Origin of the sequence: Psychroserpens sp. (assembly GCF_047633235.1) — a bacterium.
Lineage (GTDB): Bacteria > Bacteroidota > Bacteroidia > Flavobacteriales > Flavobacteriaceae > Psychroserpens.
The window spans coordinates 1-22,140 of sequence record NZ_JBLIET010000029.1 but is presented as its reverse complement, the minus strand read 5'-3'; the positions used below and the strand labels follow the sequence as shown (position 1 = coordinate 22,140).

The following is a 22,140-nucleotide window of genomic DNA, read 5'->3' as shown; positions in this document are numbered from 1 at the left end:
TTTCCATTTGAGTCCCTGTATTCATTAAATACTCAATTACCAAGGTAATCATTTCAACTTTACAAAGTACAAACGAATCCTTTTAAACAGCGCTTTCATTTTCATTTCTTGTTGTTAATTACTATTCTAGTTATTTTATATTTACATAAAAATATAGTATCCCTAAATGAACCTATTAAAGACCCATTATCATCCTGAAGTAAAAACTCTAGACAATAAATCTATTTTCACAAGACTAGCCACGAGAAGTATTGTAATTAATGGTCATAGTATTTTATTGCTTTACACTGAGCGCTATGAGGATTATAGTCTTCCTGGTGGAGGCTTAGATCTAGATGAAGACAAAATAGAAGGAATGATGCGAGAGCTTATTGAAGAAACTGGAGCAAAAGATATTAAAAACATACAACCCTTTGGTGTTTACGAAGAGTACAGACCATGGTATAAACCTGATTATGATGTTCAGCATATGATTTCTTACTGCTATACTTGCGATATCAACGAGAACCTTGGCGTTTCAGATTTAGAACCTTACGAAATAAGTAATGGTATGACAGCTGTTTGGGTTAACATTCATGACGCCTTAGAACACAATAAAAAGACTATGGCTACTAGCACTAAAAAGGGTATGTCAATTGAACGTGAGACTTTTCTATTGCATCTTATTGCTAAAAACCTATAGCTTATAGGTTTCCTGAAACCTACAAAAGGTAATCCTAATAGGTTCTCACAGTTGTAATATATAAACTGATCTAAGACAAACATCTCCAAAAACTATAAAATTTTAGTTAACATACTTTCTATTAACTGATGTGCTTCGTATCTTTATAGAAAGCAAACCCATGAGACTTGTTATTCTAATTTCAACACTATTATTTATGACCACAACAACGCTTTTTGATTTCAATAAAACTTCTGACACTAGCAATTGGAGAATTGTAGATGACGTTGTTATGGGTGGACGCTCCAACGGAAGTTTCGAAATTAATACTGAGGGTCACGGTAAATTTAGCGGGAAGATCTCATTAGAAAATAATGGTGGATTTTCATCCCTACGTTACCGCTTTAAAACAAAAGATGTTTCAGTCTATAGCAAAGTGACACTGCGTGTAAAAGGTGACGGAAATAATTATCAATTTCGCATCAAGACCTCGTCTAGGGATTACGCCTCTTATATTTACGAATTTGAAACGACTACAGATTGGTTGACTATCACCATTCCTTTTAATGTAATGGAACCAAGATTTAGAGGTCGTAGACTTAATGATCCCAATTTTCCTGGTGAGCAAATGGAAGAAATTGCTTTTTTAATAGGCAACAAAAAAGAGCAATCTTTTGAATTGCTCCTTGATAAAATTGAATTGGAATAAACTTATTCAATATAACCCATTTTCTTCATCCACTCGTTATTAAACATTTTACCTACATAACGACTTCCGTGGTCATGAAACAAAACAACGACAACATCATCTTTTGTAAAATGCTCTTTTAATTGCAACACACCTTTTATAGCTGCTCCTGCACTGTTTCCAAGAAACATACCCTCTTCTTTTGCAAGCCTCTGCGTGTATACTGCAGCATCTTTATCGGTCACTTTTGTAAAACCGTCTATAACACCGAAATTCACATTTAAAGGTAAAATATCCTCTCCAATCCCTTCGGTCACGTAAGGATAGATTTCTTTTTCATCAAAAATTCCTGTCTCATGGTATTTTTTAAAGACACTACCATAGGTATCAATTCCCCAAATTTTTATATTCGGATTTTTCATTTTTAAATAACTACCAACACCAGAAATAGTACCACCTGTTCCTACTCCAGATACAAAATGTGTAATTTTCCCATCCGTTTGTTCCCAAATTTCTGGACCTGTACTTTTAAAGTGTGCTTTACAATTACTGGGGTTATCGTATTGATTCACGTACCATGAGTTAGGCGTTTCTTTACCTAAACGTTTTGATACTGAATAGTAACTGCGAGGATCATCTGGCTCCACATCTGTTGGACAAACAACAACCTCAGCACCAACAGCACGAAGAATATCCATTTTTTCGTTCGACTGCTTGTCACTAATTACAAAAATACATTTATAACCTTTTACGATTGCTGCTAAAGCCAATCCCATACCTGTATTTCCAGAAGTTCCTTCTATGATTGTACCGCCTGGTTTTAATCGACCGTCAGCCTCTGCATCCTCAATCATCATCACAGCCATACGGTCTTTTACCGAGTTTCCTGGGTTGAAGGTTTCGTATTTTGAGAGCACCAAACACGGTAAGTCTTTAGTTAATTTATTTAGCTTTACTAACGGTGTATTACCAATGGTTCCTAATATATTTTCAGCGTATTGCATAGTCCTTATTTTACGCTACAAAAGTAAGTAAAACTTAAGGTTTACAAATGCTTTCTGCGGAAATGTTATACGTCAACAAACTCGGCAGTCATACTTCAACAAGTTCAGCAACCGTAATTCGATAAGCTCAATTATAACTGTGATTAATTGCCATTACATTAATTTTGGATAGCTTTTATTCTCTAATTGGCTCGCGTTAAGGATGGAAGTGACATCTTTTTTTGAGAGTCCGTTGCGATTTTTAGCAATGAACTCTCAAAAAAGACACAACGTATAGCCTGACGCTTTATCTACAGAAAGTGATAAAGGGTAACGCCCACTTCGAAACCTTTAATAAAGGTGTTTTAATACATCTAAACGGGCTTTATTCAAAACGAATCGCCTTAACCGGAGAAATCTTAGTGATAATAATAGACGGAACCAGTAGCATTAAAAAACATGCGACAAAGGTGCCAATATCGAGAAGTATAACATCCCCAAAACTAATATGCACGGGGATTATAGAGACATAATATTGCTCTGGATTTGGAAACTTTAGAAGACCAAACTGTTGCTGAGCAAATAGTAAGCCTAAGCCGATGAGATTCCCCCAAAACAAACCTAAACCAATTAAATAGGTAGCATTATACAAAAATACTTTTCTAATACTCCAGTTACTACTGCCTAAGGCTTTTAGAATCCCAATCATTTGAGTACGCTCTAAAATGAGAACAAGCAAGGCCGTAATCATATTTATTCCCGCGACGATGATCATTATGGCGATTATTCCGTAGGTATTATTATCAAAAATTTTAATCCACTCAAACGTGGTGGAAAATTTTTCTTCAATGGTTTGTGTGTCTAAAAATGATGGCGTTTGATCTCGTATTTGTTGTTCTTTTTCTAAAAGCTGAGAGAAATCATCTAAGTACACTTCAAAATTACCAACCTCGTTATTCTTCCATTTATTCATACGTTGGATATGACTCAAATCACCAATCATGAAGTTTTTGTCAATGTCTTGAAATCCGGAATTAAAAATACCAACAACCGTAAAGGCGCGCTGAAACGGAATCTCATCAATACTCTCCTTACCAAAAACCGTTTGAAAATTATCACCTACTCTGAAATTTAAACGATTAGCAAGATAGCTCGATATCACCACCTCATTACTCAGTTTCCCTTCATACGATGGCAAATTCCCTTCTACTAAAAACTCTTGAAGATACGACCAGTCATAGTCGCTACCTACCCCCTTGAGGACTATACCTTCAAAATCAGTTTCGGTACGTATAATACCAAACTTTGTTGCCACGCCTTGAATATGTTTAATGCCCTCGACAGAATTAAATTGCGGATAAAACTCCTGCTCTGTAGTTATAGGAACTTTAGATTCATTGGACTCATTAGTGTCATAATTATTAATCGTAATATGACCATTAAATGCAACAACCTTTTCTCGCACCTTTTTTTGAAGTCCTAAACCTGTGGCAATTGCTATGAGCATTACAACAATACCAATGGCAATTGCTGCAATACCAATTTTTATTATTGGTGCTGAAACACTACTTTTATACGCTTTACTACCAATAATGCGTTTAGCTATAAAAAACTCGTAATTCAAAATTATTATATGCGTTTATCGATGTTCAAAAATAGGGTTTTCCCGATAATTATAGGGTTTGTTTTGGTTCTCATTTCTTGTGGTTCAAAATCTAAAGATGATTCTGTTAAAAATAATGAGATCCTAAAACAAGTTCAGCATGACAGTCTGTTAAAATTGAATGATGAAATCATTGTTGGTGCTCATCAAATAAATAATTACTTGCCGTTGCTAAAAGGAAAACGTGTGGGTATTGTTGCAAATCAAACTTCAGTTATTAAAGTTAGAGGAGGAATTAGCGGTTTAAAAAATAGCGAAGCCTCAGGCCTAGAAATAACGACGATTAGATACGAGCACATAATTGATTCTCTTCTAAAGCGCAACGTCAACATCAAGAAAGTATTTGCTCCAGAACACGGGTTTAGAGGCGAAGCAGATGCTGGTGAACTGGTAAAAGATGGTATTGACACAAAAACCAACCTACCCATTGTATCTCTTTACGGAAAAAACAGAAAACCCTCACCTGCGCAATTAGCAGATTTAGATGTCGTTATTTTTGATATCCAAGATGTTGGCGCTCGATTCTACACCTATATTTCTAGTTTGCATTATGTCATGGAAGCTTGTGCAGAAGCAAATATCCCAGTTATGATTTTAGACAGACCAAATCCAAATGGAAATTATATTGACGGTCCGATTTTAGAAACAAAACACAAAAGTTTTGTTGGGATGCACCCAATACCTGTAGTTCATGGAATGACGATTGGAGAATATGCCAAAATGATTAATGGTCAAGGTTGGTTAGACCACAACATCATATGTGATCTTACAGTAATAGAGATGCAAAATTACAAACATGATGACACCTATAGTTCACCCATAAAGCCATCGCCTAACTTACCAAACGCAAAATCAATTAATCTCTACCCTAGCCTTTGCTTTTTTGAAGGCACGAATGTTAATGCAGGGCGAGGTACCTCTAAGCAGTTTCAGATTTACGGGAGTCCGTATTTAGATAAAACTGTTTATAATTTTAAATATATCCCAATGCCAAATGACGCTTCTAAATATCCAAAACACGATGGTGTATTGTGTTATGGTGAAGATTTAAGCACACATAAAGATCTCAACCAATTAGATTTAAGTTATTTGATTAAAGCGTACCAAAACTCAATTGATAAAACAGTATTTTTTAATACTTTCTTTACGAATCTAGCTGGGACAAAAGCTTTACAAATACAGATAGAGTCTGGTGTTTCTGAACAAGATATTAGAGAGACTTGGGCTGATGGGCTGAGTACCTTTAAAAAGGTACGTAGCATGTATTTAATTTATGAATAATCTGAAAAATCGTACATTATGGAAATTCGAAAATGCTAATTATACAAAACCTTCATAATTATTATTCTTACTGGTGCCAAACGCTACTCTATTTTTCGCAGTAATCGTTATATCCAATTTAATATTGACTAAACCCTAGTAATAATCCTTTCTTTTGATACTCTTTGGAATGGAATGAAAACTAATTAAAGTATTACTCTTTCTCGTTCTTTGCAACCAATTCCTCATCATTGGCCATTGCCAAGAGCGTATCTTTATCCTCTCTCAAAATCTTAACTACAAATACAATTCGCATAGACGACTGCACAGCTACGAACACATGCTTTCCTTTACTTAATTGATCTAATGGAATTTTTACAAACGTTTTATTGATACTCATATCAATCTCACGTTCATGTGCCATACTTACTGAGTATAATTTATTGATAAGCGAGTCGCTTTTAAGTACTAATGTATCTTTAGTTGTATTAAGATTATGGATTAGCCCTTTAGCTCTAATATTAACATTTTTCTCTAATTTAGCGAGATCGACTTGGGCTTGTGCAGTATAGTTTAGTGACGTGATTAAACTAAAAAAGATTACAAATAATACTATTCTCATATATAAACGTTGGTTAACGTCAACAATATTGAATAAATAGCTTTTTTATAATCCCGAGAGCAAAACTAACTTCTTTTTTGGATGACTAACAAAATAATCCACCAACGGTAAATAAAACCGAAGTATGGACTTTTTCTGTAATCTTAACACCAAAATCAGTCATTTTATAATCTTTCTTTGAATCTAAGATTTATGCATTTATCTAAAACTATTATTAGCACTAGTAGCTTATAAGCTATATTTACTCTGGAGCGTTTGTGATTGAAGGCTTTCTATACTTATGAAACGGTTGTTTTAGAAGCTCCCCAATTTTACCGTTAGCCTCTTCATTTGGAAATGTATCTACACCATAAATTATTGATTCCCTTTCTAAGGTCATAAATGTCCCAAATAGACGATCCCATATAGAAAAGATATTTCCATAATTAGAATCTGTATAAGGTAATTTATAATGATGATGCACCTTGTGCATATCTGGTGAAATAAAAACATAACTGATAGCTTTATCTAGCTTTTTAGGCAGCTTAATATTAGCATGGCTAAACTGCGTAGCAATTAGCGATAGCGATTGGTACAAAAACACAATAGCAATTGGTGCACCAACAATTATGACACCTAATAAGGTAAAAGAAAACCGAATAATACTCTCTAAGGGATGGTGTCTATTTGCGGTTGTAGTGTCTACGTTATGATCTGAATGATGCACTAGATGCACCATCCATAATGGTTTAACCTTATGCTCCACATAATGCGCTAAATAAGCACCTATAAGATCGAGTAACAAAACACCAAGTAAAACATAAGCCCAAAGCGGGAGATTTGGAATCCAATTAATGATTCCAAATTTTGAATCCTCAACCCACTGAGCTGTTCCTAACAACGAAAAGGCTAAACCAAAATTAACAATAATGGTAGTGAGTGTGAAAAACAAATTAGGAACTGCATGTTTCCATTTTTTGTAGTTAAAATTAAATAATGGCAATGTGCCTTCCAGTAACCAAAATAATGTGAGTCCGCTAACAAGAATTAGACTTCTATGCAACGATGGTATGGTCTCAAAATAATTTAATATACTTTCCATATTAATTACTGTTACTAATAATTTGATTTGATTTTTTCAAATTTATTAAAGAAATTTTACTTCGCCATGACGCAGCATTATCTTCATCTTTTAAAATTCTGTATGCTGTTACATATAAAAATGCAACTAGCTCTTCGTTCGCAGCATCTGCTTTTATATCGTCAATGCGTTTGAGCTGCCTTAATACTTTTCTAGGCCTATTTAAAATAAGTTGTTGTTTAATTTTTAGGAGTTCTATTTTCCGTATCACTGATAATTTATTTTCTATGGTATCATTTAGAAGATGATTTTGAGCTTCGTCTAGATAAATATCTGACAATGTAATGATGTCTTGTCGTGCAGATTCAATAGTGAATATAGCAAGTTCAATATATTTTGAGGCTAAACTCAAAGTAGTTTCAAAGTTTTGTTGGTTGCGGTAACTCGTCAATTCTGCTTTTATAAAGCTAGTATTGATATCATATTTTATAATGAATTTTGTAATATTTAAGAATTCTCTATAGGGCTCCTTGTTTGAATTAACGATGATACCATTGACATCCAATATTTTTATAGAATCATCATTAAATTTATTAATGTAGGTTGTAGATCGTTTGTTTTTTATAGCTTGAAAAAGCGCCTCATATTCCTGTTCATTAACTTTAACGAGAATAAAATAATCACGGAGCAAATTAATTAAAATCTGATTTTCAAATAAATCGTCAATAAATACTTGTTTTCCATTATCGTCTTTTAAAGTAACTGGGAGAGGCAAAAAAGCAGCTTCCTCCCAAATCATAAGTACCATTTTATCTTGTACTAAAGCCAAACGCTTAGCAGCATCTAGTGAGGTCAACCAATCATTAGACTGGCAAAAAGAAAGAGATGGTATTACCAATAAGACAATAAGAAAAATTCTTTTCATAATAAATAGTTTTATTTTATGCGTTGTTTCATAGCTTCCACAATATTGAAAGCAGCTGGACAGATAGCTACATTTTTTAGAGTTAAATTTGATATTTGTTGAAATTTCTTTCTATTTGTGTGTGGAAACTCACTACAAGCCTTAGGTCTCACATCATAAATGGAACAATAATTATCTGCACCTAAAAATGTACAAGGGACAGATTGTAGCACATAATCATTCTCGTCATCCAAGTGCAAATACGTATCAATAAATTGCTGCTGCTTCATTTTAAAAAACTTGGCGATACGCCCAATGTCTTTTGTTGTAAATAACGGTCCTGTGGTTTTACAGCAATTGGCACAATCTAAGCAGGCTGTGCGCTCAAATTCTGTCTCATGCAGTTCCTGCATTAAATAATCCAATTGCTTTGGCGGCTTTTTTTTAAGCTTGTCAAAGAAGGTTTTATTCTCCTTATGCTTATCTTTGGCGAGCTTTGGAAGATTATTTATGAAGTCTTGCATAACACAAAAATACTACTTTATGAAAGACCTTTTCGGGAAAGCCTTGCAAGATTTCAACAACAATAATTATACCGAAGACCTCATCACCTCGACTAATATTTCTGGTGAAGATGAGTTACCGCTTCCTTATCTTTTCCGAAGTTATTCGGAAATGCCCAAACTAGAACAAAAGGCATTACAATTAGTAAAAGGAAACGTTTTAGACGTTGGTTGTGGCTCAGGAAGTCATAGTTTGTATCTTCAAGACAAAGGCAATCGTGTTAAAGCTATTGATGTATCTGAAGGTGCTGTAACTGTTGCTAAAAAACGAGGCGTAAAGACTGTTGAGCACAAAGACCTACTCGAAGAAACAGAAACATTTGATACTATTCTTTTATTAATGAATGGTACTGGAATTTTCCAAGAGATATCTCAAGTCTCTAAATATCTTAATCATTTAAAGTCGTTACTAAAACCAAAAGGTCAAATTTTGATAGACTCTTCAGATATCCAATACATGTATGAGGACGACGACGGCGGGCTTTGGATAGACACCAACGCCAATTATTATGGAGAATTAGATTATTTTCTAAGCTATAAAGGCGAAAAAGAGGAACCAATGAAATGGTTGTATATAGATTTTGAACGTTTACAATTGGCTTGTGAAGGTGCTGGTTTGCAATGTGAAAAAATACTGGATGGTGAGCACTTTGATTTTTTGGTCAGGATTATTGTACAGGAGTTGTAAAACAAAAGATACTGAGAATAATTTTAAAAACAATTAGAATTATAAAACGCTGCGATTTTAACTAAATCCTTTCTTTTAAAAGTCTCATTTTCAATTTTATAAACCAGCTCTGGACAATCTTCAAAGTAAGCTTTAGCGCGTTTTTTAAATGATTTTAGTTCTACATAATTAAAAGGAATAGCCATATCATCACCTTTAACAAATAAAGTTTCCGTGAGGTTTTCCATCCGATGACCAGATTTATTAAACACTGCTCGCCTTACCAATTTCACTTGACCATCAATCACCAATTCTGCAAAACCAAACTTGCTATTTTTTTTATTTCTACTTATTGAAATAAAGATAGCGTCTCGTTCTTTTTTAATTCGTTTACCTTTTACTTTTTTAGAATACCTAATACTTAAAAGTACCTTATCAATATCCTTGGCTGCAATTTTTTTACTCGGTTTATTGCGTTCGGTTTTATATCTCAATTTCTCTTTACCAGAAAATGGCATATCGTTTTGGATGTATGGAAATCGCACTAAACCTTTTAAGGTCGTGCCATCTTTAAGATATATTTCTCCAGTACTCCAATCATCATATTGAGCACTAACTGAAAAAGAAACTAACATTATTATTAATACTAGAATACGCTTAATCATCATTATAATTTTATTTTAGTTTCTCACCATTCACAAACGTCTGCTCCACCGTGATTTTAGGAATCTCATTCTGCTCTACCGTCATGATATCTTTATCCAAAATAATGAAATCAGCAAATTTACCAGATTCTATGCTTCCCTTTTCGTTCTCTTCAAAATTAGAATAGGCTGCCCAAATAGTCATCCCTTTTAAGGTTTCTTCTCTTGACAATCCGTTTTCTTTCTGAAATCCACCTTCAGGAAACTGCTCTAAATCTTGTCTTGCAACCGCTGCATAAAAGGTTAAAAACGGACTTACTTGCTCCACAGGGAAATCGGTCCCTAAAGCTACTTTTCCGTAGGCATTCAACAATTGTTTATACGCATAAGCACCTTTAACGCGTTCTTCTCCCAATCGCTCTTCTGCCCAATACATATCACTGGTTGCGTGAGTTGGCTGAATTGATGGCATGACATTTTTATACAGATCAAAATCTTCCGGAGACACCACTTGCGCATGTTCTACGCGCCATCGTCTATCATTTTTACCACCCAACACTTTATTATAAGTCCTTAAAACCGCATGGTTAGAACTATCTCCAATAGCATGCGTATTCATTTGAAATTCTGAATTGGCAATTCTCTGTGCAGACCTATTAAACGTTTGTAAATCGGTAACTAATAATCCAAAATGATTGTCTTTGTCACTATAGGGTTCTCTTAGCATAGCGCCTCTAGACCCTAAAGCGCCATCTGCGTAAAACTTAAATGAACGCACATTTAACCGATCGGTTTTTGTTATGCCTTTATTTAAATAAAAATCCAAATTCTCTGTAGTAAAAGACACCATCGCGTACACTCGCATTTTCAAATCGCCAGATTGTTGTAAGCTATCTATAAGCGCTATAGATTCTTGGTTTAAGCCAGCATCGTCAACCGTTGTCAATCCCAAATCAAAACAAATATCTTGTGCAGCGAGTAATGCTTTTACAGCATCCTCACGAGATGGTTTTGGCCAATAGTTCATCACTAAATTTTCGGCATTATCAACTAAAACACCTGTAAGTTCTCCATTTTCTAATACAACATCTCCGCCTTCTATCTTACTATCTGCAGTTACTTTACCTAGATCTAAGGCCGCTTGATTACATAAAATGGCGTGACCATCAACACGTGTCAATGCCATAGGTGTATTAGGAAATAATTTATCTAATAATGTTTTCTTCGGAAACTCTTTAACTTCCCAATCGTTCTGATCCCAACCACGACCTAAAATAAATGACGCTTGATTTTTATTCTGAAAAGCAGAAACGCGCTTCACTACATCCTCAAAACTTTTGGTCCCTGTAAGGTCTACCGCTTGTTGGTTATAACCTAAACCAAGAAAATGACAATGTGCATCAATTAATCCTGGTACAATTGTTTTTCCGTTGACATCGATCACATTGTCTGACACATATTTTGCTTTTATAGCTTCTGAAGAACCAACTTCTATGAACTTTCCATCTTTTATGGCGAACGCTTCTGCTTTTCCGAAGGCATCATCAACGGTATAAATGTTGGCATTAAAAATTATAGAATCTACTTGTTTTGTGTCCTCAGAACAAGACAACACTGATAATAATACGATTAGGACAGATAGTTTTTTCATTGGTTATGGTTTTGAGATTATAAAAATACAAAAAGCATTCATTCTTAAACTTTAAGGATAAATGCTTTTAAGAAATATTATGAGATCCAGAACACCTGTTGCATTAGGTAATCATTCAACAGATTTCTTCGCTGTACTCGCAATGACACCTTAAAAATCAAACTGATAGGTAGCTCCAGCTAAAAATTGTATCCCTTGAACAGGATAATTCACCCAACGGTTATAATTTTGATTTGCAATATTATTGGCTTTTACAAAAGCAGACAATTGATTTGTAATCTTGTAACCCACGTTTGCATTGGCATCAAAATAACTTTTTAATGTCACTTGAGTTGCTGTAGGCAGAATTAACGGCCCTCCTACTCCAATCAATAGATCTTTTCGTTCACCTACAAAGAATAAATTAGCACCTGCAAACCAATGTTTGTCAATTTGAATGTCTAAAAAAGCTGAAGCTTCAATATCTGGAAGATTCCATGCTTCGGCTTCATTCTCGGTATTGTATGCAAAATATTCGGCTTTAAGTCCGAGTTTAAAATTTCGGTTGATATCAACATTTAATTCTCCGCCAATAGCGAACGTTTTCACATCGTCGTAAGCGATTCCAAAGGAATTTCCGAATTGATAGTTCTCTCCAGCACCACCAATCGCTGCATTTGATCTAAATAACGCTCTATTATTATCTGCAAAATAGTGTCCACTCACATTATAGCTCATACTATTAGACAATTTACCTTTAATACCTACAGACGCATTATACGCTTGGTCTGTTGGCACAATAAATAAGGTTGGTGATACAAATGGATTCTCCTGAGCAAAATCGTAATATGAATTTTGGTTTAGTCCACCTTCAATACTTCCGTAGGCAATTAGCAACTCGTCCACCAAACGGTAACTGGCTGTAATGTTTGGATAGATAAAGAATCTACCATCACTGGCTTCAGTATCGTTAAGATATACGAGGTTTACACCTAAATTAAGCGTTAAATCATCTTGTTTCATTTGGTAGCTAGGCGCCAATCCGAAAATAATATTACTATAATTGAGTTCGTCATCACTAAAGTAATTTTTATCAAAAGAGCCTCCTAAATAATCAATCGTCACCTCTGTATTAATCACCACATCTGCCACAGGAACATCAAATCCAGATTTTAATAGAAATCGGTTTTCTCCAGAATCTTGATCATCACCAAAACGTCTATATAATACACTCCCTTTATTAATAATAGCATCATCAAATTGGATGTTTCCACCAATATTTGCTGTGTAGAAGGAATGACCAACATCAAAAACGTCAATATCTTGATCTGGTAATCCGTACCAATTAAAACTCTGTAATTGGAAGCCTCCTTCTACTTTCCAAGAATAGTCTCTTTGCTTCTGAGTGTAATGTGCATTCAAACCCATTTCTGAGAAATTATTATCGAGTTTAACACCTTCAATATCACCTGCAGACGAGTGATGACTAAAATAACCACCTACGCGCTCTGTTCTACTAATAGCATGATTAAGATAGACTTCACCTAAAATTGTAGTATACGACCCAACGCCTAATGACGCATAATTATCGTATAACTTTACAGATTTCTCTTTATCTACCGTTGCCGCTTTCCCTTTTGCTGGTGTAAACGTTGATGCTACAGGAATTGAAAAAATATTATACTTAATCACTTTTTTATTAACGGTTGTAGAATCGTTCAAGGTTGGGATTTCCTTAATTTTAAACGCATCAGAAATTGTTGGCATGTATGGCTTTACTACATTTACTGTACCACCATCAATACTATCATTTTCACGTTCTTGAGCAGAAGTAATTGTGACACTAAGTATTACGATTGCTAGGAATATATGTTTGAGTTTGTTTGTCATTGTATTTTGATTTGATGAATTAATTTGGAGGAAATGCTATTATTGGATCAAATTGAGTACCTAGATTACAGCCTTCAAAATTTGGCTCTGGATCTGGAAATGTGTACACACAAAATGATCCTGATTTGCGAAAAGTCTCCTCATTTTCAATAACTATTTTATATCTATATGTCCCGTTAGGAAAACTTGAATCACTACCATTTTCGCCTTGTGGATATCCTGGGAACAAATTTGAAATATCCGTGTAGTCTGTAGTTTGAAAAATTTGCTGATTATCAAAATTATAGATAGTGACGTTATGATTAGGATACAAATCAATATTTCTAATATTAAACATGTCGTTATAGGCATCTCCATTTTGAGTTACAATCGTATACACTTCTATTTCTCCAGCAGATTGGTCTAGATTATCAATATTTTCTCCAAAAACAGGGTCTGCAGAGCAACAGCCTTCATAAATGTTTTGTATTTGTTCTGTATTGTTATCATCATCTCCACATGATATAAAAGTGAAAACTGATATTAACATTACTAAAAGTCTTATTTGTTTAATCATTGAGTTCTTGCTTTCTTGTTATGAGATTCCTGCCTTCGCAGGAATTGGTTTTAGTTTTGAGGTTGTACAGATGAATTTGTGTTAGATTCTTTAGTCTTAATCCTCGTCAATTCTTGTTGTGCTTCTTTTACCACATCATCAAAATCTGAAAAATTAGTAATCACACTTTCTAAAATATAAGTCGCTTGAAAGGCATCACCCAACGCATCATAATTCTTTGCCATAAGCACTAAACCTTTTGCACTGTAATATTTATAACTACTGTAATCTCTAGCTAATTTTTGAACCGTTGTATTTGAAGGTTCATGTTTACCATCTTTATTTTTAAAATAAGCATCATAATACAAGGCTTCTGCAGCCAATGCTCCAGTTGCTATTTTCTCAACCTCAGCATAAGCATCTTTAGCTTTACTTTCATTACCTGTTTTTATAGCAGAACGTGCAATAATAATTTGCGCATCACTTTTCACTTTGTTATCAATTTTAGCATTTTGAAGGGACTTTTCAGCATAGTTTACTGCTTCTGTATAGTTTTCTTTTTGATAATAGGCATTCATTAAATTAGATTGTGAGTAGGTAATATTTTGCGGATAATCGGCTTCGCTTTCTAATCGTTTTAATAACGGTATCGCTTGATCCCAATTTTTATTGCCTAAGTATATTTCAGATAATTTAACAATCGCCTGTTCTGTGAATTCACCTTTTTGTTTATTGACGACATATTCATAATGTGGTTTTGCATTGTCTGTTAAGTCCTTTTTTGAATATAATTCAGCAATATAAAAATGAGATTGAAGTGCGTGAATTCCGTTAGGAAATTCGTTTAAATATTTATTAAACTGTCGTATAGCACTGTCTGTATTGGTCTCTAAATACTGTTTTTCTGCAGCCAAATAAGACGTATTATCTAACTCAGCATCTGTAACATTAATATAACCTAAGGTTTTCACCCAAGCGGCATAGTCTTCTACACGACCGAGATCTATATAGATTAAACGAGCAGTTGCGACTGCTTGGCTAGCTTCCTCTGTAGAAGGATATTCATTGGCTACGGTTTTAAATTTTTGCAAAGCACGTTCATTATCATTAGCATTGTAATATGATAATCCTTGACGCAATAAGGCTTTTGAAATGAATACACTGTTTTTGTATTCTGAATTTAGACGATCATACATTGACATCGCTTTATCAGTAGCATCGGCCTGTACATAAGAATTTGCCAACTCATACATCGCATCGTCGCGCAATGATGATCTAGGATAATCATCAATAAAAGATTTTAACCCTTGAACTTTCTGAGAACCTTGACCACTATAACCATAACTCATTGTTTTTTGAAACGTAGCGTAATCACTTTCAATTTCATTAATAGCAATTGCCTTCTCATAGGCAGAAATTGCATTATCATAATCACTAGACACAAAATAGCCATCACCAAGTCTTAAATACGCATCATTTAAGCGCAATTTATCGTTTTTGTGATGATTAACGAATGTCTGAAAATACGCTGTCGCTTTACTATAATTTTTAAGTTTAAAATACGTGTAAGCAATATTATAATCTATATTGCTGATTTCTATTACTTTGGAAGCTTCACCTTGTTGCTCAAATTGCTTAAAGCCAATCAATGCCTCGTCAAAATTATTAAGGTGATAATCAGTTTCTGCTTTCCAAAAGGTTGCTCTAGCTGTAAATACAGGATCCTTTGCTTCTTTGATAGAGTTATTAAATAAGTCTTTTGCACTGGTGTAATCCCCGACATTATAAACTTCAACACCTCTATAAAATGCTACTTTCTGATAGGCTACTCTATTTTCAAAGCTCTTTTTGTTTTCTAAAAGTTTAATGGCTTCCTTGTAATTTTTTGAGGTGATATAAGAATCGATTAATAGCGTTTCTAATTCTTCTTTATAATTCGTTTCTGGATAGGTATCTAAATACCTAGTCAATACTTGTGGTACAGATTGGTACGGATTTCCAATTTCATAACTAATCTTTGCATAATTTAACCATGCATCCTCTTGGATTTTTAAATCGTAATCCATTTGAGATGCATTTCTAAATGCATTAAGCGCTTCCTGCTTTTTATCTAAGTTGATATAACTCTCACCCAAATGATAATAGGCATTTTGAGCAACTCTATTATCACCTCCGATGATTTTATTAAACTCAGAAATTGCAGTTTCAAAATCATTTTGTTTATAGTAAGCATATCCTAATTGGTAGTAATCAACATTATTCCATTTCCCACGATTCCCTTTATAATCTTTTAAATACGGTATGGCTTCAGAATAATTTTCTAAATTAAAATAACTCTCTCCAATAATTTTAGACAATTGTGATTTTTCTTGTGGATTACTATTCACTAATTGTGCTTTAGCAAGCTCTATTGCTTTTTCAAACTTACCTAACTTGAAATTTAAATCGGCTTGATAATAAGATAGCTTCTCTTTGTATTTATCTTCATTACTTACCTGATCAAAGTATGCATTCGCTTTATCGTAATCGTCACCTTCATAAGCCATAAATCCAATATAGTACTTGGCTTGAGAACCATAGGTTTTTGACGTCAGTACTTTATTAAAGTACTTCTGCGCTCCTGCCTCGTCTTGAGTTGAATATAGTGCGTATCCATAATTAAAATAGAATTTCTCACGCTCTGTTCTTGCCATGCTATTTTCATCAACCTTATCATACCACTTTCTTGCATAGGCGTATTTGCCGTTAGCAAAATAAAAATCTGCTACATCTAAAAAAGCTGTATTTCGTTTTGTACTCGTCGGGTAATTATCAACAAAATATTGAATTAGATCCTCTGCATTTTGCTGATTCAATCGCACTGCACAATTGGCAATATAATATGCACAATCAGACTCTAACGTGTCATTTGGAGCGTCCTCTTTAATCGCTTCAAATAGCGATTGTGCCGCTTGATATTGTTGGTTATTATAAAGTGCGAGTGCCTTTTGATACGCCACCAAATCACTAGTATAGGTTGCCGATTGTTGGGCCTGCAAATGCAAAGCAAACAGCAAAAAGCCAAGTAAAAAACTTATATTTCTAAACGTCATTAAGTTCTAATTTTTATTGATGTCAAAGATAATTTTTCTCTTATCTATAACGTGAAAATCATGTTATAATTATACACAAGGTTATTAAAAAGACGCCTTATATAAAATTACGTTACACTTTTTGTTTTTATCTGTGTATTTTAGATTTAGCATATTGGTAGTTCTTAGTTTTTATAATACATTTACAATTCTATTAAAACCTTCATATTACAATGTCTGAAACTGTTTTACAACTCAAAAACGTGTCTATCTATCAAGGCGATAGCATGGTGCTATCTGATGTTAATTTTGAAATGAACAAAGGTGACTTTGTCTATCTCATTGGTAAAACAGGAAGTGGGAAAAGTAGTTTTATGAAAACACTCTATGGCGATTTACAACTTACCGAAGGAGAAGGCCATGTTGTGGATTATAATTTGAGGACGATGAAAGAGAACGATATTCCGTTTTTAAGACGAAAATTGGGTATTGTATTTCAGGATTTTAAATTATTACCAGACAGAACTATAAATAACAATTTAGAATTCGTTTTAAAAGCAACAGGGTGGAAAGATAAGACGAAAATAAAAGAGCGTATTGAAGCTGTTTTAGGTAAAGTCGCTATGAAAACCAAAGGCTTTAAGTTTCCTCATGAGTTATCTGGTGGAGAACAACAGCGTATTGCTATTGCTCGAGCTTTATTAAATGATCCTGAACTTATTTTAGCCGATGAGCCAACAGGTAATTTAGACCCTCAAACTAGTATAGAAGTCATGGAAGTATTGCGTGATATCAATAATAATGGTAACACGATCTTAATGGCAACTCACGATTACGCTTTACTTCTAAAATATCCAAGTAAAACACTAAAGTGTGACGAAAATAAGGTCTTTGAAGTTGTGCAGCGCAAAAGTTAAAACCAGACACACTAGGCTTCTTGTCATCGCACCTTGCGTATTACTTTTAGATATTTCCCAAGTCATACTGTTTACAAACTCAGCAATAAAGAGACTACGATTTAATTGTGTTTGATCTCTTTTAACTTCTGTAAGGGTATTTCATAATAAACAATATTATAAAAAGTGTATTTTTGAGTACTTAAACGCCCATATGCTATCCGTACTTATTCCTATTTATAATTATGATATTAGAGCACTTGTGACTGTGCTTCATGAGCAATTGATGTCTAGTCAAATAGTGTTTGAGATAATATGCCTAGATGACTACTCTGATAAAAAAATTAGTGTTTTAAATGCTGAAATAGAACACCTCCAATTTACGTCTTATCATATTTCAGATCATAACTTCGGAAGAGTCGCCACAAGGCAAACACTCGCTGAACAAGCCAATTATGAAAGGCTCTTGTTTTTGGATGCAGATGTCATGCCAAAATCTGAACACTTTATAGCTCATTATACGTCTTTATTAGCCTCTGCATATGATGGGATTTATGGCGGATTTGCATACTCGCTAGAACCACCAAAAGACGATTTCATTTTACGATGGACCTACGGAACATCTAACGAACAAGTCCCAGCTCTAATAAGAAACCGAGCTCCTTTTAAAATTGTGATTTCCGCTAACTTTATGATTACAAAAGCTCTTTTTATAACCCTTAATTCACAAATCACCCAAAGAGGTTATGGTTACGATAATTACTTTGGAGCCCTGTTAAAAAGTAACAAAAACACCGTTTTTCACATTGATAATGAAGTCTATCATTTAGGTTTAGAAGGGAATGAAAGTTATTTAAACAAAATTGAACAGTCCGTTGACACACTTTTAAAATTAGAACTAAACAAGACTATCCAAGACACAGAAAACACCCTTTACAATACCTATAAATCATTAAAAAAGCTAAGACTCAATTACGTGTTCTCTTGGATATACAAGAGTTTTAAAAAGAATTTTAAAAAGAATTTACTCAGCAGCAAACCAGACATTCGGGTACTACAGTTTTATAAATTAAGTTACATTTGTTATCAAGATTTAAACTCATGAATCCATTTTTTTCGGTAGTTATTCCTCTTTATAATAAAGCATTAGAAATCAGTTATACACTGGCTAGTGTTTTGGCTCAAAGATATACTGATTTTGAAGTCATCGTTATTAATGATGGTTCTACAGATAATAGTTTAAGTCTCGTTGAAACGTTTAATGATAAACGCATTAAAGTCTACACAACAGAAAACAAGGGCGTATCCCATGCAAGAAACTTTGGAATAAAAAAATCGTCTTCACAATTTATAGCTTTTTTAGACGGAGATGACCTCTGGAAACCCCATCATTTAGAAGATTTAAAAGTACTTTTTGAATCTTATCCTAATTGTGGCATGTATTGTAAGGCTTACGATAAAATTAAAGGAAAGACAATTATTGATTCTCAATACAAAGATCTTCCGAAGAACAAAAAATGGAAAGGCGTCATTACCGATTATTTTCACCACAGTTTTATTAATAGCTTAGCCTCTAGCTCCAGTATTGCGATTAAAAATTCTGTTTTTGATACCGTTGGTTACTTTAATGAGGACTATAACTCTGGTGAGGACACAGATCAATGGATTAGAATTGCACTACAATATCCTATTGCGTTTGATAATAAGGTTAGTGTTACTATTAATCTAAATGCTGGTGAACAACTAACAAACACGCTCTTTAATAGTAGGCACCATTTGGATTTAGATTCGTTTGCTAAAGAGGAACAACAGAACACATCGCTTAAAACGTATTTGGATTTAAATCGCTATGCCATTGCAATTCAATACAAATTAGAAGACGAAAGATCGAAATCAAAAACAATTTACAACACTATTGACGCTAAGAATTTGAGTCCACTACAAAAACTGATTTATAAGAGTCCTGGGGTTGTTATTCAAATCATTCTGAATTCTAGAAATTTACTCAGAAAAGCAAATATCAACTTACGCCTTTTTAGATAGTAGGAATTCATTATAATCTCTGATATAATCTTCTTCATCAAAATTATCTGAGGCCAGCACCAAACAGACTGCTCCTGACGAAAAATTATCAAGTTCTCTCCAAATCCCTGTTGGGATTAGTAATCCTTTATTGGGCTTATTTAGCATGACATGTTGCTTTGTTTTACCGTCGTCAAGTGCGACCTCAAAACTTCCACTTAATGCGATCAAAAATTCTTGTTGTTCCCTGTGAGAGTGACCTCCACGAAAAGCGTCACTAGGCACGTCATACAAGTAATATACGCGTTTAACAGCATAAGGAATGCAGTCTTTTTCAATGACTGCCAGATTTCCTCTAGGATCTGAAATTTTAGGAATTTCAATTATTTTAATAGTCATGCAATGCGTCTATTTTATGGTCTGCCTTTAAAGCTTTATACTTTTTAATCCCTTTAATTCCGATTGAAAATTTGGAACTTATATCTTTAATACTAATAAAATGATGCCTTAAAAGAAAATATATATATTTTACTAGCCAAAGATAACTCAAATTACCATAAAACCGCTGATGCATTGCTGCTCTGGCATAAATAGCGTTATCACTTCCCATGTTTCGTCCTGAACTGACATTGGGATGCATCACTATTGTTCTAGAAACATGTTGCATCAACAGTCCTTTATCATAAGCGTTTCTTAAAAAAACATATTCTGTGACACCTCTAAAAATTGACCCTACTCCAAAGTAATGATTAAAATAAATAGCATGATCTCTAAAAACGGAGCGTCTAAAAGTGATTACCCATGTGTATATTTTTTTAAGCGTCTCCTTATTATGCTGTCCTTCAGGATAATAATTAGTATATAAATCCCCCTGCTCATCAATAGCTTCAAATGAGATCATGGTGGCATCTGGAGCCTCTAAATAGGCGTCTTGGATAGTTGCAAGTAGATTAGGCTCATATACAATATCGTCATCAGACATCAAACAAATATCTTTTGTAGCGTTTTTTATTGCTAAGTTTCTACTTGCTGGAGAACCTTGTTCAAAAGAATTAATAACCTTAATTTTCGGGTTATTAGATAGCAGCAGTTTATCTTCACTTGTTTGATTCACAATAATAATATGGAAATCATTACTATTGTTGTGCAAAAACATAGGCTCTAAGAAGTCTAAGTCTTCTTTGAACATGGTAGATATTAAAATTTCAATGTATAATGACATTAGCTAAACAATTGCTATGTTAAGAGAATTCTTATTTTTGTTTAAAAGTAATATTTTTTATGCGAATATTGTTAGTTGGTGAATATAGTAGACTCCATAATTCTTTAAAAGAAGGCCTCATAAAACTTGGTCATGAGGTTGTTATTGTTGGAAATGGTGACGGTTTCAAACAATATCCAGTTGATATATTCATAGATCACTCATTTCATAGTTCTTTTCTAAAAAAAATAAAAATTGCTTTTCACAAACTCACATCAATTAATTTAAGCTCATTAGAAGTATCTATAAAAGCACTTTTAAAGTTTAAACACATGAAAGGTTTTGATGTGGTCCAACTTATTAATGAGGCTGCCCTAGGAATGCAAGCTAAACACGAAAAACGATTTATAAAACGATTACTTAAACATAATAAAAAGCTATTTTTATTGTCTTGTGGTATTGATCATCAATGTATGAAATTTATGATGGATGGCAAATTTAGGTACAGTATAATGAGTCCTTACTTGCAAGATAAATCACTGTACAACTTATACAAATTTCAGCTTCAGTATTTAAATCCTAATTTTACCGATTTACATCATTTCATTTACAAACATTGCAACGGTGTCATCGCAACAGATATGGATTATCATTTACCCTTATTAGGTCATCCAAAATATTTAGGCTTAATACCGAATGCCATAAATACAACCAAAATTAAATTTATTCCCATCAATACTATAGACGGAAAGATTAAAATTTTTCATGGTATCAATACCTCTGCAGTAGTAAAAAAAGGAAATGATTATTTTACGGAAGCTCTTAAAATTATTGAAAAAAAATATACTGACAAAGTAGAAATCATCACAACGCATAGTATTCCCTATAATGAATACATAAGATATTATGATGAATGTCATATACTGTTAGATCAAACTCACAGTTACGACCAAGGTTATAATGCTTTAGAAGCGATGGCCAAAGGGAAAGTCGTATTTACTGGTGCAGAAGAAGAATGGCTAGATTACTTTAAATTAGAAAAAAATACAGTTGCTATTAATGCTAAACCTGATGTCAATAGTATTGTTGTAGATTTAGAATGGTTAATTAATAATCCTGAACATATTGAAATAATATCTAAAAACGCAAGGCGTTTTATAGAAAAAGAACATGAATTATT

At 33.7% G+C, this 22,140-nt stretch carries 21 protein-coding genes; 8 read left to right on the top strand and 13 right to left on the bottom strand.

What is annotated here, in order from left to right:
* The first annotated feature begins 166 nt into the window (after positions 1-166).
* Together ACJAZK_RS10395 and ACJAZK_RS10390 are read left to right on the top strand one after the other, a co-directional pair.
* Positions 167-682 carry an NUDIX domain-containing protein gene (locus tag ACJAZK_RS10395; protein ID WP_415223896.1) on the top strand — a complete coding sequence of 172 codons (516 nt, stop codon included), beginning with the start codon at positions 167-169 and terminating at the stop codon, positions 680-682.
* Positions 683-878: 196 nt separating this feature from the next.
* On the top strand, positions 879-1,370 hold the full coding sequence (locus ACJAZK_RS10390) for a CIA30 family protein (protein ID WP_415223895.1): 492 nt from the start codon (positions 879-881) through the stop codon (positions 1,368-1,370).
* A gap of 2 nt (positions 1,371-1,372) precedes the next feature.
* Here the strand turns inward: ACJAZK_RS10390 and ACJAZK_RS10385 are convergent, their stop codons facing one another.
* A complete protein-coding gene (locus tag ACJAZK_RS10385; protein WP_415223894.1) occupies positions 1,373-2,353 on the bottom strand; it encodes a PLP-dependent cysteine synthase family protein in 981 nt (326 codons plus the stop codon).
* 364 nt (positions 2,354-2,717) lie between these two features.
* Positions 2,718-3,956, bottom strand: a complete 1,239-nt coding sequence (locus tag ACJAZK_RS10380; RefSeq protein WP_415223893.1) for an ABC transporter permease — start codon at positions 3,954-3,956, stop codon at positions 2,718-2,720.
* 21 nt (positions 3,957-3,977) lie between these two features.
* On the opposite strand from ACJAZK_RS10380, the gene ACJAZK_RS10375 reads away from it, so the two are divergent.
* Complete coding sequence (locus tag ACJAZK_RS10375) at positions 3,978-5,276, top strand: exo-beta-N-acetylmuramidase NamZ domain-containing protein (protein ID WP_415223892.1); 1,299 nt, start codon at positions 3,978-3,980, stop codon at positions 5,274-5,276.
* Positions 5,277-5,469: 193 nt separating this feature from the next.
* Here ACJAZK_RS10375 and ACJAZK_RS10370 read toward each other — a convergent pair whose 3' ends face one another.
* The 4 genes from ACJAZK_RS10370 to ACJAZK_RS10355 all read right to left on the bottom strand — a co-directional run bounded on the left by ACJAZK_RS10370 (position 5,470) and on the right by ACJAZK_RS10355 (position 8,365).
* The gene (locus tag ACJAZK_RS10370) at positions 5,470-5,877 is read right to left on the bottom strand and encodes a hypothetical protein (protein ID WP_028871045.1); all 408 of its coding nucleotides are present in this window, start codon (positions 5,875-5,877) and stop codon (positions 5,470-5,472) included.
* Positions 5,878-6,118: 241 nt separating this feature from the next.
* The gene (locus ACJAZK_RS10365; protein ID WP_415223891.1) at positions 6,119-6,958 is read right to left on the bottom strand and encodes a sterol desaturase family protein; all 840 of its coding nucleotides are present in this window, start codon (positions 6,956-6,958) and stop codon (positions 6,119-6,121) included.
* 1 nt (position 6,959) lies between these two features.
* Positions 6,960-7,862 (bottom strand): hypothetical protein, encoded by a 903-nt coding sequence (locus ACJAZK_RS10360; RefSeq protein WP_415223890.1) that lies wholly within the window; start codon positions 7,860-7,862, stop codon positions 6,960-6,962.
* 11 nt (positions 7,863-7,873) lie between these two features.
* Positions 7,874-8,365, bottom strand: a complete 492-nt coding sequence (locus ACJAZK_RS10355; protein ID WP_415223889.1) for a YkgJ family cysteine cluster protein — start codon at positions 8,363-8,365, stop codon at positions 7,874-7,876.
* A gap of 19 nt (positions 8,366-8,384) precedes the next feature.
* Here ACJAZK_RS10355 and ACJAZK_RS10350 point away from each other — a divergent pair, with 19 nt between their 5' ends.
* Positions 8,385-9,092: a class I SAM-dependent methyltransferase gene (locus ACJAZK_RS10350; RefSeq protein ID WP_415223888.1), complete on the top strand. Its 708-nt coding sequence runs from the start codon at positions 8,385-8,387 to the stop codon at positions 9,090-9,092.
* A gap of 23 nt (positions 9,093-9,115) precedes the next feature.
* Here ACJAZK_RS10350 and ACJAZK_RS10345 read toward each other — a convergent pair whose 3' ends face one another.
* The 5 genes from ACJAZK_RS10345 to ACJAZK_RS10325 form a co-directional block, all read right to left on the bottom strand.
* Positions 9,116-9,739 carry a hypothetical protein gene (locus tag ACJAZK_RS10345; RefSeq protein WP_415223887.1) on the bottom strand — a complete coding sequence of 208 codons (624 nt, stop codon included), beginning with the start codon at positions 9,737-9,739 and terminating at the stop codon, positions 9,116-9,118.
* 7 nt (positions 9,740-9,746) lie between these two features.
* Positions 9,747-11,366, bottom strand: a complete 1,620-nt coding sequence (locus tag ACJAZK_RS10340; RefSeq protein ID WP_415223886.1) for an amidohydrolase — start codon at positions 11,364-11,366, stop codon at positions 9,747-9,749.
* A gap of 150 nt (positions 11,367-11,516) precedes the next feature.
* A complete protein-coding gene (locus ACJAZK_RS10335; protein WP_415223885.1) occupies positions 11,517-13,235 on the bottom strand; it encodes a TonB-dependent receptor in 1,719 nt (572 codons plus the stop codon).
* Between the two features lie 19 nt (positions 13,236-13,254).
* Positions 13,255-13,764: a gliding motility-associated C-terminal domain-containing protein gene (locus ACJAZK_RS10330; RefSeq protein WP_415223884.1), complete on the bottom strand. Its 510-nt coding sequence runs from the start codon at positions 13,762-13,764 to the stop codon at positions 13,255-13,257.
* A gap of 77 nt (positions 13,765-13,841) precedes the next feature.
* The gene (locus ACJAZK_RS10325) at positions 13,842-16,862 is read right to left on the bottom strand and encodes a tetratricopeptide repeat protein (protein ID WP_415223883.1); all 3,021 of its coding nucleotides are present in this window, start codon (positions 16,860-16,862) and stop codon (positions 13,842-13,844) included.
* Between the two features lie 212 nt (positions 16,863-17,074).
* Between ACJAZK_RS10325 and ACJAZK_RS10320 the strand changes: the two genes are divergently transcribed.
* The 3 genes from ACJAZK_RS10320 (at position 17,075) to ACJAZK_RS10310 (ending at position 19,780) form a co-directional block, all read left to right on the top strand.
* A complete protein-coding gene (locus ACJAZK_RS10320) occupies positions 17,075-17,758 on the top strand; it encodes a cell division ATP-binding protein FtsE (RefSeq protein WP_028871035.1) in 684 nt (227 codons plus the stop codon).
* 193 nt (positions 17,759-17,951) lie between these two features.
* A complete protein-coding gene (locus ACJAZK_RS10315; RefSeq protein ID WP_415223882.1) occupies positions 17,952-18,842 on the top strand; it encodes a glycosyltransferase family 2 protein in 891 nt (296 codons plus the stop codon).
* On the top strand, positions 18,839-19,780 hold the full coding sequence (locus tag ACJAZK_RS10310; protein WP_415223881.1) for a glycosyltransferase family 2 protein: 942 nt from the start codon (positions 18,839-18,841) through the stop codon (positions 19,778-19,780). The genes ACJAZK_RS10315 and ACJAZK_RS10310 overlap by 4 nt, the downstream gene beginning before the upstream one ends.
* On the opposite strand, the gene ACJAZK_RS10305 is transcribed toward ACJAZK_RS10310, so the two are convergent.
* Together ACJAZK_RS10305 and ACJAZK_RS10300 are read right to left on the bottom strand one after the other, a co-directional pair.
* Positions 19,763-20,158: a sugar 3,4-ketoisomerase gene (locus ACJAZK_RS10305; protein WP_415223880.1), complete on the bottom strand. Its 396-nt coding sequence runs from the start codon at positions 20,156-20,158 to the stop codon at positions 19,763-19,765. The genes ACJAZK_RS10310 and ACJAZK_RS10305 overlap by 18 nt on opposite strands.
* Positions 20,148-20,948 carry a glycosyltransferase family A protein gene (locus ACJAZK_RS10300; protein WP_415223879.1) on the bottom strand — a complete coding sequence of 267 codons (801 nt, stop codon included), beginning with the start codon at positions 20,946-20,948 and terminating at the stop codon, positions 20,148-20,150. Before ACJAZK_RS10300 ends, ACJAZK_RS10305 begins: the two co-directional genes overlap by 11 nt.
* A gap of 92 nt (positions 20,949-21,040) precedes the next feature.
* Here ACJAZK_RS10300 and ACJAZK_RS10295 point away from each other — a divergent pair.
* The coding region (locus ACJAZK_RS10295; RefSeq protein WP_415223878.1) for a glycosyltransferase at positions 21,041-22,140 on the top strand (1,100 nt) is incomplete at its 3' end.

Coding starts and splice junctions, on each gene's coding strand:
- ACJAZK_RS10335 (WP_415223885.1), bottom strand. CDS start 13,235: ATGACAAACAAACTCAAACATATATTCCTAGCAATCGTAATACTTAGT.
- ACJAZK_RS10340 (WP_415223886.1), bottom strand. CDS start 11,366: ATGAAAAAACTATCTGTCCTAATCGTATTATTATCAGTGTTGTCTTGT.
- ACJAZK_RS10305 (WP_415223880.1), bottom strand. CDS start 20,158: ATGACTATTAAAATAATTGAAATTCCTAAAATTTCAGATCCTAGAGGA.
- ACJAZK_RS10345 (WP_415223887.1), bottom strand. CDS start 9,739: ATGATGATTAAGCGTATTCTAGTATTAATAATAATGTTAGTTTCTTTT.
- ACJAZK_RS10385 (WP_415223894.1), bottom strand. CDS start 2,353: ATGCAATACGCTGAAAATATATTAGGAACCATTGGTAATACACCGTTA.
- ACJAZK_RS10375 (WP_415223892.1), top strand. CDS start 3,978: ATGTTCAAAAATAGGGTTTTCCCGATAATTATAGGGTTTGTTTTGGTT.
- ACJAZK_RS10395 (WP_415223896.1), top strand. CDS start 167: ATGAACCTATTAAAGACCCATTATCATCCTGAAGTAAAAACTCTAGAC.
- ACJAZK_RS10330 (WP_415223884.1), bottom strand. CDS start 13,764: ATGTTAATATCAGTTTTCACTTTTATATCATGTGGAGATGATGATAAC.
- ACJAZK_RS10360 (WP_415223890.1), bottom strand. CDS start 7,862: ATGAAAAGAATTTTTCTTATTGTCTTATTGGTAATACCATCTCTTTCT.
- ACJAZK_RS10315 (WP_415223882.1), top strand. CDS start 17,952: ATGCTATCCGTACTTATTCCTATTTATAATTATGATATTAGAGCACTT.
- ACJAZK_RS10370 (WP_028871045.1), bottom strand. CDS start 5,877: ATGAGAATAGTATTATTTGTAATCTTTTTTAGTTTAATCACGTCACTA.
- ACJAZK_RS10355 (WP_415223889.1), bottom strand. CDS start 8,365: ATGCAAGACTTCATAAATAATCTTCCAAAGCTCGCCAAAGATAAGCAT.
- ACJAZK_RS10310 (WP_415223881.1), top strand. CDS start 18,839: ATGAATCCATTTTTTTCGGTAGTTATTCCTCTTTATAATAAAGCATTA.
- ACJAZK_RS10350 (WP_415223888.1), top strand. CDS start 8,385: ATGAAAGACCTTTTCGGGAAAGCCTTGCAAGATTTCAACAACAATAAT.
- ACJAZK_RS10320 (WP_028871035.1), top strand. CDS start 17,075: ATGTCTGAAACTGTTTTACAACTCAAAAACGTGTCTATCTATCAAGGC.
- ACJAZK_RS10300 (WP_415223879.1), bottom strand. CDS start 20,948: ATGTTCAAAGAAGACTTAGACTTCTTAGAGCCTATGTTTTTGCACAAC.
- ACJAZK_RS10325 (WP_415223883.1), bottom strand. CDS start 16,862: ATGACGTTTAGAAATATAAGTTTTTTACTTGGCTTTTTGCTGTTTGCT.
- ACJAZK_RS10365 (WP_415223891.1), bottom strand. CDS start 6,958: ATGGAAAGTATATTAAATTATTTTGAGACCATACCATCGTTGCATAGA.
- ACJAZK_RS10390 (WP_415223895.1), top strand. CDS start 879: ATGACCACAACAACGCTTTTTGATTTCAATAAAACTTCTGACACTAGC.